The organism is Cyclobacterium roseum (genome assembly GCF_010119225.1).
In the GTDB taxonomy this organism is placed as follows: Bacteria; Bacteroidota; Bacteroidia; order Cytophagales; family Cyclobacteriaceae; genus Cyclobacterium; species Cyclobacterium roseum.
The window spans coordinates 1-13946 of record NZ_WNKF01000027.1 but is presented as its reverse complement, the minus strand read 5'-3'; the positions used below and the strand labels follow the sequence as shown (position 1 = coordinate 13946).

The following is a 13946-nucleotide window of genomic DNA, read 5'->3' as shown; positions in this document are numbered from 1 at the left end:
ATTGATTACAATTCCCACATCCTCACATTATCACATCCCCACATCAGCTACCGGCCAAATTTTCAAACCGTGCTTCCAGCAGGTGCAGGTCGACGATGGTGGCGAGCAACTTGAACCGGTAATCCAGTACTCTTCGCTGGGTTTCCAGTAGGGCCTCAAAATCACCTTCGTTGTTTGCATAGGCATTGGTCAGCAGTTCCAGGGTTTGGTTCGCCAGGCGAATCTGTTCCTGATAGAGGGCTACCGAACGTTCTGCATTTTCCCAGTCGCTACGCGTTTGACTCCACTGAGCGAGCAATTCGTTGCCCGTATTTTCTTTACGTTGACGGATCGCCTCTTCCCGGTATTTGCTTTCTTGCTGCAATGCCTGGTATTTTTTTCGGTAAATAGGAAGGCTGATTTTGACCATGGGCATGACCATGTCCCGTCCGCCCATGGGCATTCCGTTTTCCAGCCTTGGGCTAAAGGGCATGTAACTAATCCCTGCACCCATCATGGGTTTTCCCTTCAATACCTGTAGTTCCGTTTGGTACTGCAGGGCGGCCTCGGTGGCTTCCAGTTGTTTCAGCCGGGGATGCTCTCCGGTAAGGATTTCCGGGTTTTCCGCAAGTTCCCCGGGGAGACTCTTCGCGGGTAAGGTATCGGGTAGGGATACTGCTTCTCCCGGGTCCCGGTTGAGCAACTGATTAAACGCTTCGATCAAGCCCTTCTGCGTGCTTTTGAGATTGGCCAGGCTGGTTTCAAGTTCGTTGATTTCCATTTTTAACCGCAACACGCCGCTCATTCCGGCGGATCTTCCGGATCCCGGAGCGGGGTTTACCGTAGCCCCCTGAGATTGGTAGCGGACCAATGCCAGGCGTTCCAATCGATTCAGAATGGCAGCATGCGCCTCGGTGATCCGGATTTCTTCCTGGCGCCGGTAGAGTTGATACCAGGAAGATTTTACCCGGTAGATCAACTGATTTCGAACTCCCCGGAATTCCTGGAAAGTGGCAAGTGCCTGTTGGTTGGCCGCCTCTTTTTGGGTACCCAGTGTTCCAAACCAGGGAAAGGACTGCATAAGTTGCAGATCCGCATGCTGCCGGCCCATCAGCCGATCCATGGGGGCCGGAAAAATCCCAGCGCTGAATTCCGGATCGGGCAGGATACCCGACTGGGAAACCGTCTCCAGGCTGGCCTGGTAGTCCCGGTCGTAAGCCTTAAGTTCGGGGTTGTTTTCCAGAGCGAGCTGCAGGTACTCCTCCAGCGTCTGCGCCTGCAGCGTCTGGCCAACGAAGCATGCCAAAAACACCAGGCTTCCGAACCGCTTCAACAGGCGCTGCCAGCTGCTATCCGACACCTTCCTTTCACTAAATTTTATGCGCTTTTCCATTATTTCTGCTGGTTTTTGATCATTTCACCTATTAGTTGCGATGTATAAACTTCTTCCTTAGGAAAAGATCGGCTCCATTCAAACACCTCTAAATCTTTCAGTTTTTGTATCATTGGTATTCTTTTTACAGTGTCATATATCTCACCTTCAATTTCCAATCAAGCCTTTGTAACTCCTTCCTGACTGACCTTGCTCTCCGCTCTCCAGCAATACAGCACGGGAACCAAAAACAGCGTAAGCAGGGCGATGGACATGCCACCAAAAGCCGGGAGTGCCATGGGAATCATGATATCGGACCCCCGGCCGGAAGAGCTGAGTATGGGCAAGAGGGCCAACAGTGTAGTGGAAGTCGTCATCAGGCAGGGCAGAATACGTTTCTGTCCGGCCTCCATGACCGCTTTCCGGACTTCCTTAATGGTATCCGGCTGGTGCTTTTCAAAGCTCTGATCCAGGTAGGTGGCCATGACCACCCCATCATCCGTGGCAATCCCAAACAAGGCAATAAACCCCACCCACACCGCTACGCTTAAGTTGTAGGTCTTCATCTGGAATAGTTCCCGCATGGAGGTGCCCAGGATGTCCACATCCATAAACCAACTTTGCCCGTACAGCCACAGCATCAGAAATCCCCCGGCAAAGGCCAGGGCGATGCCGGCAAATACAAACAGCGAGGTGAAAGCGGAGCGGAACTGGAAATACAGAATCAGGAAGATGATGATCAGGGAGAGTGGAATGACCAGAGACAGCCGCTTTTCTGCCCGGACCTGGTTTTCGTAATTGCCGGAAAATTCATACCTCACGCCGGAAGGGACGGTCAGTTCATCGTTGTCGATTTTTTCCTGCAGGTAGTTCTGTGCATCTTCCACCACCGTCACTTCGGCAAATCCGGGCATTTTGTCCAGTAAAACGTAGGCTACCAAAAAGCTGTCTTCGCTTTTAATCATCCCCGGTCCGGGACGGTAGCTTATGGATGCCAGTTGATTGAGGGGAAGGTAGGCGCCTCCGGGCGTGGGTACCTGCAGGTTTTCGATAGCCGTGGGATCGTCCCGGTACTCCCGGGCATAGCGCACCCGGATTGGGTAGCGTTCCCTGCCTTCCACGGTAGTGCTGATTTGCATGCCTCCAATGGCGGTCTGGATAAAATCCTGCACCTCGCCAATCGTCAATCCGTACCGGCTGATTTTCTCCCGGTCAATATCGATTTCCAGATAGGGTTTGCCCACCACCCGATCGGCAAAAACTGCCTCTTTTTTGACAGAAGGAACCTCCTTCAGGTATTTTTCCAATTCAAAGCCAAAGGCTTCAATGGTCTCCAGATCGGGACCGTACACCTTGATTCCCATGGGTGCCCGCATGCCGGTTTGCAGCATGATCAGCCGGGTCTCTATGGGCTGAAGCTTAGGAGAAGAAGTGACGCCTGGTATCGTAATCCTTGCTACGATTTCGTCCCAGATATCATCCGGACGTTGAATGTGCGTCCGCCATTGTCGGAAATAGGCTCCTTTTGGATCCGGAATAAGCTGGGAAAGCGAAACGGTTTCCGGCCGGTCGGATTCCGGGTCGTAGGTTTCTCCGTTTTCCAGGAGGAAGTGATTTTCATCGTCCACTTTGAATCGGAGTCGGTCTCCGTTTTCATCGCTGGCGTATTCGCTTTTGTATTGGATGGTGTTTTCAAACATGGTCATGGGAGCGGGGTCAATGGCCGTTTCGGCCCTACCTGCTTTTCCCACCACCATTTCCACCTCGGGAATGGCGTTGACCAGCATGTCCAGTTTTTGAAGGATTTCCCGGTTGGCTTCCACCCCGGCATGGGGCATGGAGGTCGGCATCAGGAGAAAGGTGCCTTCGTCCAGGCTGGGCATAAACTCCTCCCCCAGGCCTGGGAAGGTAGCGGTCATGCTTTTCCACGGGGAGCTGTCCCGAATATCCCAGCCTATTTTTTCCAGGGTCCTTGGTATCAGGGAAAACGTACGGTCAAAACCCAGCCAAATGGTAATTCCGGTCAATAAAACCAGCAAGGGTGCTAGGATAAATTTTCCTTTGTTGTCCAGGCACCAGCTCAGGATGCGGGAGTAGTAGTGCATAAACAGCAGGAAAGCACCCAGCACCAGTCCGATGATTACGGAGATAAACAGAAAATTGGTCAATTGGCTGCGTGATACGCCCAGGGGCATCCATTCTCCTGCAAGAAGCCAGGCGATGGAAAGCAAGGTGAAGCCCACTTTCAACAAATTCCGCCAGGGTTCTACCTTTTCCGGGAAATAGTGCAGGGCCAGGTTGATGAGTCCAAAACCGACCAGCACCCATCCCGCCCAGGACCAGACAAATATCCAGGTGAGAATCCCTGAAATCAGCAGGATACCATTGACTATCCGGGTGGATTTTCCGGATCCATTGCGGATGGAAAATATCCAATGGCTAAAGGCTGGCATGATAAGTAAGGTAAAAATAACGGCAGCGATCAGCGCAAAGGTCTTGGTATAGGCAAGGGGACCAAACAGCTTTCCTTCGGCCGCTTGTAGCGTGAAAACCGGAAGAAAACTGATAATGGTCGTACTTACCGCGGTGAGTATGGCAGAGGCCACCTCGGTGGTAGCGGTATAGATGATCTTTAGTTTGGACTCGGAAGGATCGGATTCCTTTAGATGGCGCAGGATGTTTTCATTCAAGATGATCCCCAGGTCCACCATGGTACCGATGGCAATGGCAATACCGGAAAGGGCGACTATATTCGCGTCGACGTTCAGGTATTTCATAAAGATAAAGCACATCAGGACCGAAAGGGGCAGCAAGGCCGAAATCAACAGCGAGGCCCGGAGGTTGTACACCATCACCATGATTACCAAAATGGATATCAAAACCTGCAAGCTGATGGCCTGATAGAGCGTGCCCAGGGTTTCGTAAATGAGCCCGGTCCGGTCGTAAAAGGGAACAATCGTCAATTGGGAAACCCTGCCGTCTTCCAGTGTCTTGCTGGGCAGACTGCCGGAGAGTTGTTCGATTTTTTCCTTTACCCCCTGAATGACCGCGAGTGGGTTTTCTCCGTAGCGGGCGATGACCACGCCGCCCACTGCTTCGGCACCGGCTTTGTCCAGAATGCCCGTCATGTTCCGGGGTTGGGGACCGATGGTAACCCGGGCCACATCCTGAATGCGTATGGGCACGTTATCGCTGACTTTTACCACGGTGGCATCCAGGTCGCTGAGTTGTTCCACATAGCCCAGGCCGCGGACAAAATAATCTACCTTATTGATTTCGATCGTATTGGCCCCCACGTCCAGGTTGCTGTTTTTTACTGCCCGGACCACGTCCGTCAAGGCGATGTTGTGGGCTTTCAGCGCTGCAGGGTCTACGTCTACCTGGTATTCCTTGATATAGCCCCCTACCGAACCCACTTCTGCCACACCCGAGGCACTGCTAAGGGCATAGCGAATGGTAAAATCCTGAACGGCTCGCAGTTCATGCAAGTCCCAGCCGCCGGCCGGATTGCCGGCTTCATCCCTGCCTTCCAGGGTGTACCAATACACTTGCCCCAAAGCCGTGGCATCCGGGCCCAGACGGGGCTGCACCCCTTCCGGAAGCAGGCCTGCGGGCAGGGCATTCAGTTTTTCCAGGATGCGGGAGCGGCTCCAGTAGAATTCAATGTCTTCCTCGAAGAGAATATAAATGCTGGAAAACCCAAACGCGGAGCTGCTGCGCACGGTTTTTACACCGGGCAAACCCAAGAGGGTGGTGGTCAAGGGATAGGTAATCTGGTCTTCCACATCCTGCGGGCTGCGGCCCATCCATTCGGTAAAGACGATTTGTTGGTTTTCGCCAATATCGGGAATGGCATCTACCGGCACGGGGTCCCGCGGCAGGAAGTCGATCTGCCAGTTGAAGGGTGCAGTAGCGATACCCCAGCCAATGATAAGTAGCAGGAGCAGTACGGTAACCAGCTTGTTCTCCAAAAAGAACCTGATAATTCGATTGAGCATTTTTTTCTTATTTGATGATCGTTGGAAATGGCCGAAATGGTTCCCTGGATTATAAAGGAAACGGCATGGGAATTCGGGAAGCCGGGATAAAGCATCCAGGCAGGATTCCGATTACATCAAATGATCAAATAAGGAAGGATTGAATGAGGACTGGGATGTCCCGGGGAAGGAGTGGAGGGATATAGACCTCAGTTGCTTCAATAAGCGGTAGTTCAGTATTGGCGGTAAGGTAGGAAACAAGCAGGGAAAGAACGGCGACAAGCTCGGGTTGCGTTTTCTGGAAAGCAGACGCTTTGCTCAACTCGTCTTGTCCGTGGAGGATTCGTTGCTCATCCTCACAGCAATCTTCCTTGCTGCTTTTGTCAGGATCGGGTGCATGACAGGACTTGCGGTGCATGTCGCAGGCGGGCGCATCCGTCAGTATACGCACGCTTTCCAGCTCTCCCATACACAGGTGCAGGTTGACCGTAAAACTCATGGAACTGAGCACGACCAGCAGGGAAAGGAAAAGGGACGCTATGTTTTTTAGTGCGTTCATGCGATTACCCGATCATCAACAATTCCGTAATGGTTGATTTTCGGCTGATTCATTATTTTCACAGCAAAGATACTGGTATTTCGATTCTAAAAGTTACGTAATTTTTTCAAATTTTTATATTGTTTGCGATTATTTCCGCATGCCGCAGCCAAGAAGGGAATCCGGCAAACCCAGGATTGTAAAGCCTATGTATCAGGGTCTGCCGGATTAATTTGGGGATGATGAACTCACCAGGTTAAGACGGGGTATATTCGTTTCTTAATTCCCTGGCTGCTGCCACCATACTTTGAAGTGCCTTTTCTGTTTCCGACCAGTTCCTGGTTTTCAGACCGCAGTCGGGATTGATCCAAAGCTTATCGACTGGAATTACCTGGATTGCTTTTTTCATCAAATAGATCATTTCTTCTTTTGAGGGAATTCGTGGCGAATGGATATCGTATACTCCCGGACCGATTGCATTGGGGTATTCGAAATCAGCAAAGGCATTTAATAATTCCATCTGGGAGCGAGAGCATTCGATGGTGATTACATCGGCATCCATTAAGGCGATGGATTCCAATACGTCATTAAATTCCGAATAACACATGTGGGTATGGATCTGGGTAGCGTCATTGACACCCGCGTACGCAATACGGAAGGCCTTTATAGCCCAATCCAGGTATTCCTTCTGTAATTCCTTTCTTAGAGGCATTCCCTCGCGAAGAGCAGGTTCATCAATTTGAATGATAGCAATACCTGCTGCCTCCAAATCCTTTACTTCTCGCTGTATGGCCAGCCCAAGTTGCAGACAGGTTTCTGATCGGGGTTGATCATCTCTCACAAAGGACCACTGAAGCAGGGTAACCGGGCCTGTCAACATTCCCTTTACCCATTTATTAGTTAAGGATTGGGCATAGGAAGTCCAGGCTACGGTCATGGGTTTCGGTCGGTCGATATCACCGAATAGAATGGGTGGTTTTACACAGCGGCTACCGTAACTTTGTACCCAACCATGTAGTGTGAATGCGAAACCTTCCAACTGTTCACCAAAGTACTCCACCATATCGTTTCTTTCAAACTCACCATGAACCAATACATCCAGGTCAAGCGCCTCTTGTTTTTGGATAGTGGATGCTATTTCTTTTTTTATTAAAGTAGTATACTGCCCTCGCGTAATTCTTCCTTTCTTAAAGTCGGACCTCCATTGCCTTACTTCCTTGGTCTGGGGAAAAGAACCAATGGTGGTACTTGGAAAAAGAGGGAGGTTTAATGCCTTCCGCTGCGTTGTCGTCCTTTGGGAGAATGGGTTATTGCGGCGGACCTCCGAACTTATAACGGCATTTACTTTTTCTTTCAATGATTCGTTTCGGATAAGGCGGGATGTTTTTCTGTTCTCAATAGCATTGATGTTTTCCTGAAGAAGACGTTGATGCTGGGTTTCTTCTGGAGCTAAAGCGATTTTTTTTATTTGCCCCAGTTCCTCTAATTTCTGCTGTGCAAATGCCAGCCAGGGTTTGATTTCGGCCAATCTACCGGAATTCTGACTTTCCTCGTTTAAATCAAGTGGAACGTGAAGTAATGAACTCGAGGGAGCTATCAGAATCCGGTTGTCATCAAGCCTGGCCCTGACTTTTTGAATGATTTGTAGTGAACGTTGGAATGGGTTTTTCCAAATATTTCTTCCATCAACCAGCCCCAGAGACAAGCTTATCTTGTCAGGAAGTTGGTTTAAGATTTCATCCAACTGCTCAGGACACCTGGAAAGATCCACATGCAAGGCGCACACCGGTAGATTTAAAGTTAAATTCAGATTCTCTTTCAAAGGGCCAAAATAAGTAGCCAGCAGGATTTTAATGTGAGGAAAGGATTTTCGAATCTGATGATAAACTTTCAAATAGGCTTTTTGGGCCTTTTGGTTTAGTTCCATTGCCAAAAAAGGTTCATCAAACTGGATCCATTCTGTGCCGGCATCTTCCAATTCACGGATAATTTCGAGATATACGGGAAGCAAATTTTCAATCAGATCCAGCCGTTCAAATCCACTTTCTTTTTCTTTGCCTAACAAAAGATACGATACGGGACCAATCAGGACTGGTTTGCTGTTAATTCCGGCCTCCCTCGCTACCAAAAATTCATTCAAGGCTTTGGATGAGAATAGGCGAAATTTTTGATTTTTATGAAATTCGGGAACGATATAATGGTAGTTGGTGTCAAACCATTTAGTCATTTCCATGGCGGTAATATCCAATCCCTCTTTTTGGTAGCCTCTAGCCATGGCAAAATACAGGTCCAGGTCCGTATTTTTCTGGTTGAGGATCACATCGTGATACCGCTCTGGTACGGCTCCTACCGCCAAAGACATGTCTAAAACCTGATCATAAAACGAGAAATCATTGGACGGAATCAGGTCAATACCAGCCTTTTGCTGGCATTTCCAATTCCGTATCCGGATATCCCATCCCACTTTTACCAGTTCTTCCTGTGTGATTTGGCCTGACCAGTAGTTTTCACAGGCTTTCTTGAGTTCTCTTTTGCCACCTATACGCGGGTAGCCAAGATTGTGCGTTTGCATGTTCTTTTAACTTTTAAAAGATTAAAATTGAGTTAAAAGCCCTTTTGCTTTATTTCACAATGCCTTGAAAAATGGAAGTAGGTGGAGCAAATCAAATGCAAAAGTATGGACACACCGCTTCCCTTCAGAAACAGCTGTCCTCTTAAAAATGCACCGAACATGACACCGTGCTTCAAATCGCGAAAGCATTGTCAATCCTGTCTGACGGTAAACAGGGCGAAACAGGCAGGTCTCCTGACTTGTAACATTTTTACCATCCTTCCCACCCCGCTGGATGCGGGACAGTGGATATCTATGGGTAAAAACCTTGGGCGTTACTTACAGTTGCGCGACAGTTCGTGATTTGCACACGATTCCCTATTCATTCACCATTAAGTAAAACCTGTTTCGGTTGATAAGAAATAAAAAAGAACTTATTGAAAAACAAATGTAGAACCTTAAAAGCTATTTTCCATCTATCGCTTGCAAAAGATCATCAAGATCTTTTAGGGTATCGTATTAATGAAAAGAACATCAAGTTTAATATGTCATTTGAAATTTTTATACGGCATTCCATCGACAAAAACCATTTAGATCAACCGTTTTGTTTGTCAGGTCTTTCGAAGAAAGGCTAAAGATGAGGACCTTAGTCTACAACTCCCCAAACGCCCCATCCAGATCCAATTCAAAACCCGAAAGTGCTTGCGAACGTACCTGATCGCCCAGGGTAAACAGCCGGGAGGGATGGTATTTTCCGGCTTCCAGGGTTTCTAAAGATACTAATATTTGGGTAAAATCGCCAGGGTTGCAAACCCTTATAACCTATTTGAACGTACACAAATCCCCCTTTCAAAGGGGGACAAAGGGGGATTTTTTCAAGGATTTTCAATTTTTAATATATTAATTTATTGCTACTTGCGTAAAAAGACTCCTCACTTAGGTAGGGACAGGTTCTTACCCGCATGTTACCTGATCTGCTTTTTATGGGCCTGATTTAAGAAAGCTACTTCTTAACAAAAAAAGCGGATTCTCCGAGAAGCATAGATTAATCTCAGGTTGATAATATAGTTCGGCATCGAAACTACCGAACAGCAGGTTTGGTCCCGGGCCATCTTATCCATGTAGCGTTTCTCAAGTTTGTTTAGTCTTAAATTACAAGAAGACGCAAAAATTGGAAAACCAAAATTTAAAAAAGTTTTTAATCCTTTCTTTTTTACCCGGATGGGGTAGCGATTTTTGGTTGGAGAATGGGAATGGATTGAAACTACTAGTTTAAATAGGTTAGATGGATCCATCCTTGTAGTTAATCCTCAAACCGAAAATAAATTAGTCCGTTATAATTTTCATCAAAATAGTGAACTAAATGTATATGACGGGAACCAAATATTAAATCTTCATTACAAGGTAGGAATAACTACAGGGAGTGATGGGTTTGATAGCACGTTTTGGCTGGTTATAAATAGCCTTGAAAATGGTACAGAAAGGAGAAAAACCCTTCAATTTGATAAAGAGGGGCAATTGATTTTCTACCATGTGTCTGTTCCAATTTCTCAAAGTTTTAAAAGACTAGCTTTTAAGCAATTGGTTAATCATAATTTTTATGCTTCACGCGTACATTTGCTTCAACCCATTTACTTTCAGTCAGGCTACCTGAAGCTTCACCACTTCCAGTTCGGTACCTTTCTCATAGGCTTCTAGGAAAGCAAAAATTTAAACTATATATTTAAATATATTTTATATTTGCCCGGAGTTGGTTTGTAATTTCTATCGCGGCAAAACCTATCCACTCTTTTTGCTTACTTGGGATAGGGATAGTTGGAGAAAGAAACCAACAACGATAGTCAGATTTAAGCCTGTGGCTTGTTTTCTTATTGATAGGTTTAGATGTAGCGTTTTCACCACTTGATGCGTAATGGCTATACGGGGCATAAAATTTAGACCATTGATTCAGGTCTTTATCAGATTCTTCTATTCTAATCGAATTGTGTTTTTAAGCAGATAAAAAAAGAAATGAATAAGGAGTCGATTGGGAATAGCCATTTTCTTTTGATCCTGCTTGCTCTGGTCGGTTTTTGCGCTGGAGGTTGTTTGGAAAAAGAGGCTGGAGAAGTCTGTCTTCAAGGGAGGTATACAGGGGCGTATTGCGAGGGTATGGTCGTTGAGATTTTGGGAGAAAGTGATATCGCAATGAATTGGGAAGGAATGTTCAATTCCGAGGCCTACACCCATTCCGTAGTTGCCAGTGTAGACACCCTTTTTCTCTCTCAGTTACCTGATAGAACGGAGCTTGAGGAGTATATTCTAGCTGGAAATAGTTTCTATTTTCAATACAGAATCGGGGGGTATCCCCGAAAACAGTACAGCATTTGCGAACCATCCCCGTTTATTACCATTTCAACTATCTCTAAAACCAGGTGTCATGACTATTCCGAAAATTAAATTTTTCAAGATCAAGCCATTTGCAATTTTTACGGGCAAATGGGAGGTAATTATGGGCATGGTTTTCCTTTTATCGATTCTTGGTGCTTGCCGGGATTACGATGAAACACCCGTATTTCAGGCCGAAGGGTACCTGATTGGCCACCACCCCTGCGTTCGCGATGCTACAGTACCAACAAGTAAAGGAGAAGGCAAAGGCTATCTGGTGGCTACTACTGGTGCCAATCCCGATACCTTGATGCTGTTTGGGGTACCAACCGATATGTTTGATGTTCCACTGGAATGGCACAGTTTTTTGCCAGAAGAGAGTCGTGATGGGTTCAAAATGAAGTTTTCCTATCAGATATCGGAGGAAAACATTGGTTCACGATACCATTGTAATGGCTATTTTCCAGGGCGTATATTGCGCTATCTGGATCCAGAATATATAGTCTTGAAGGCAGAAAAAATCAATTAAGCTTGGGTTCGAAGGCCTGAATAGGTCACCTGAAAGGATGAATCTTGCGATGGGGCGGATCCGCTTGAGAGTAATTGCTTATTTCGGATTAAATACCCCATTTATCTCAGCGATGGAAATCCCCAATAATTGCCGGGTGATTTTATCCAATTCATTTTCGTTTCCGGTAAAGTGGTAAACATGGTGGAAATGCTCCATGCTTTCGCCCGGAGAAAGAAAAGCAGCGGGAGAAACACTCTCTAATTCGTAAAACGGCCCCATCTGGCTACCATCCTCCAATGGTCCGTCGTTGTAGGCGTTGACCGCATCCCCTTTGAAGGGATCGGCTTCGGTGTTCCATTCCTGATTGAGGTAGGGCAATTCCGACTTTATATCGAAGGTAGTAATCGTCAACACCTTGTGGAGGGGATCGTAGCTGCCGGCCATAGGAAGGGCTCTTTCGGGAGAGACACCCACCTTCCCTCTGCTTTGACCATCGGCCTTTAAGAACAGGTAGTTGTTCGTGATGGCCATTCTTTCCTCGGGAATCGCTCCGAAATAGTTGGTGGTGAGGCCTGCTTTTGTTTCGTTTGGTTGGAGAGGTAGCACAATGGTGGTTTCCGGGCTGGGTTTGAACATGTCCAAGACCCAGATGCAGGGAGCTCCGGTTTCTCGGGTCCATGGAAAGTCTCCGGTATTTCGAATGGAATTGATGGTTTCATATCCTACCATCTTGATGGAGGAAACGTCGGCGGTCAATCCGGTGTTTGCTATAATACCTTCCTTTTCAAGAAGGGTAATGGTCCGTTGGATCTTCAATGCAAACTCGGTGCCCTGATAGTTGGTAATCGATGTGGATTTGGCCATGGATAATTCCCTGGGGCTTGCCTCGATTTTTTCCCAGGCTTCGTGGTCGATGGCTGCAGGGGTATGCCAGTTTTCAAATTCCATTTTTTTCCCTGGTTCGAAGAACAAAGAGTAGGTATTTCCTTCCGGTCCCAGCCATAGGCGGCTTTCGCCACCATAGGCATTCATGTGCTTGTTCAGGGGCCCTTCAAATGCCTCGTAGTTTATCCAGCCAAAGCTTTCTCCATCGTCCCCTGCTGCGGTGGAAGTAAAAACCTTGCCCTGGTATTTGGGGGATACCAGGACTTTGGCCTGTTTGTCTTCCGTACTCAACTCTACAAGTTGGGGATCGTATTTTTCCAAAAACGTTTTATCCTGCAAAAAATGAGTTGGTACATCTTCTGAGGTTTGATTACGGTTTTTAGGCGCTGAGCAAGCGATCGTAACGATTAAAATGCTGAGAAAAGCTAAAATAAGGGGGGATTTGTTCATTTTGGGTGGATTTTTATTTTTTACCCTCTACTTCAATAATGATTCCGGGTGCATAAAAATCACCCGATTCGGACAGGTAAGAGATAGTTTTGTCATCTTTAGATGACAAGAGTAACCAATAATTGTCAAAAATTGTCGACAAATATACTATTAGATTACCTGTCCTTAGGATCAGGGTGCTCCCATTTATTATAATTGAATAAAACTGTCTAACGTGAACTTACAACTCTCCAAACACCCCATCCAGATCCAATTCAAAACCAGGAAGCGCCATGGACCTTACCCGATCCCCAAAAGTAAACAGCCGGGAGGGGAGGTATTTTCCGGCTTTCAGGGTGTAAATCAGCAAGGTACGCTCGTCGGGATGTACCACCCAGTATTCCTTCACACCGGAGGCTTCGTACACTTCGTATTTTAGTTGAATCTCTTTCTTGTTATTTCCCGGAGAGAGGATCTCAACGATCAGGTCCGGGGCACCCACGCAGCCCAGTTCATCCAGTTTCTCCGGATCACAGACCACACAGAGATCCGGCTGCACCACGGTGTCAATATCCTCGTGTCGCCTTGATACTACCGGAAGCCGCACATCGAAGGGTGCCGGATATACTTTGCAAGTTTTTTCTTTCAAAAATTCATAAAACCTGTTAGCCAATATCATCGAGACTTCCTGGTGAATCCGCCTTGGGGCGGCGGCCTGCCGGAAGACCTTTCCCTTGATCAACTCCACCATCTCGTCCAACTGCCAGGAAAGGTAATCCGCATAGGAATAGTGTCCATAACCGGCAATGGGTTCTTTGATCTTATCTTGGGGCTTTTCCATAGTTGCTATACCAATTAAGAACTGTTTCTAAAGATAAAAAGATTTGGGCAAAACTGCCAGAAGTAAAAACCTGACAATCCGGAATCGGCGTTGCAACTACCGAACAGCCCGATTCATCGCATCATCGAACCATCACATGATGGGACAAGCGGTTCGGTTCTGCTTTCCGAAACCTATTCACCGTGTGTTACTTTTGGCAATTACGGGGATTACAAATCCCCTGTATCTGTACCACGGAATTACAAATTCCGAGGAGCTGGGAGAATAATTAGGATAGCAAAAATTAAAACTACATTTTTAAATGCGTTTTTAATCCTTTCTTTTTACAAGGAGGAGGTTGACAGTTTAATTATGACTATAATGAAGAGACTAGTAGTTTTTAAAAGAAAATGGATCGTTTTTTTGTTATGATCCATTCTACGCTAATTGTGACCAGTTGTGTGTAATCGGTAATTACAACTGCACCACTTTCGGTAAATAAGAATGCACCATATTT

General features: G+C 46.8%; 8 protein-coding genes and 1 riboswitch. Of the genes, 2 read left to right on the top strand and 6 right to left on the bottom strand.

The window, feature by feature from the left end:
• Positions 1–43 precede the first annotated feature (43 nt).
• From GJQ68_RS22390 to metE, 4 genes are all read right to left on the bottom strand, one after another.
• The gene (locus tag GJQ68_RS22390; protein ID WP_162419498.1) at positions 44–1372 is read right to left on the bottom strand and encodes a TolC family protein; all 1329 of its coding nucleotides are present in this window, start codon (positions 1370–1372) and stop codon (positions 44–46) included.
• Between the two features lie 158 nt (positions 1373–1530).
• Positions 1531–5349 carry an efflux RND transporter permease subunit gene (locus tag GJQ68_RS22385; RefSeq protein WP_162419497.1) on the bottom strand — a complete coding sequence of 1273 codons (3819 nt, stop codon included), beginning with the start codon at positions 5347–5349 and terminating at the stop codon, positions 1531–1533.
• Between the two features lie 124 nt (positions 5350–5473).
• A complete protein-coding gene (locus GJQ68_RS22380) occupies positions 5474–5887 on the bottom strand; it encodes an HYC_CC_PP family protein (protein ID WP_162419496.1) in 414 nt (137 codons plus the stop codon).
• 235 nt (positions 5888–6122) lie between these two features.
• A complete protein-coding gene (gene metE / locus GJQ68_RS22375) occupies positions 6123–8438 on the bottom strand; it encodes a 5-methyltetrahydropteroyltriglutamate--homocysteine S-methyltransferase (protein WP_162419495.1) in 2316 nt (771 codons plus the stop codon).
• A gap of 207 nt (positions 8439–8645) precedes the next feature.
• A riboswitch (cobalamin riboswitch) is annotated at positions 8646–8839 on the bottom strand.
• Between the two features lie 1588 nt (positions 8840–10427).
• Between metE and GJQ68_RS22370 the strand changes: the two genes are divergently transcribed.
• Complete coding sequence (locus tag GJQ68_RS22370; protein ID WP_162419494.1) at positions 10428–10856, top strand: hypothetical protein; 429 nt, start codon at positions 10428–10430, stop codon at positions 10854–10856.
• The gene (locus GJQ68_RS22365) at positions 10837–11313 is read left to right on the top strand and encodes a hypothetical protein (RefSeq protein WP_235941852.1); all 477 of its coding nucleotides are present in this window, start codon (positions 10837–10839) and stop codon (positions 11311–11313) included. The genes GJQ68_RS22370 and GJQ68_RS22365 overlap by 20 nt, the downstream gene beginning before the upstream one ends.
• Positions 11314–11391: 78 nt before the next feature.
• Here GJQ68_RS22365 and GJQ68_RS22360 read toward each other — a convergent pair whose 3' ends face one another.
• Positions 11392–12630, bottom strand: a complete 1239-nt coding sequence (locus GJQ68_RS22360; RefSeq protein ID WP_162419493.1) for a DUF6786 family protein — start codon at positions 12628–12630, stop codon at positions 11392–11394.
• Positions 12631–12850: 220 nt separating this feature from the next.
• Positions 12851–13450: a Uma2 family endonuclease gene (locus GJQ68_RS22355; protein ID WP_162419492.1), complete on the bottom strand. Its 600-nt coding sequence runs from the start codon at positions 13448–13450 to the stop codon at positions 12851–12853.
• Positions 13451–13946 lie beyond the last annotated feature (496 nt).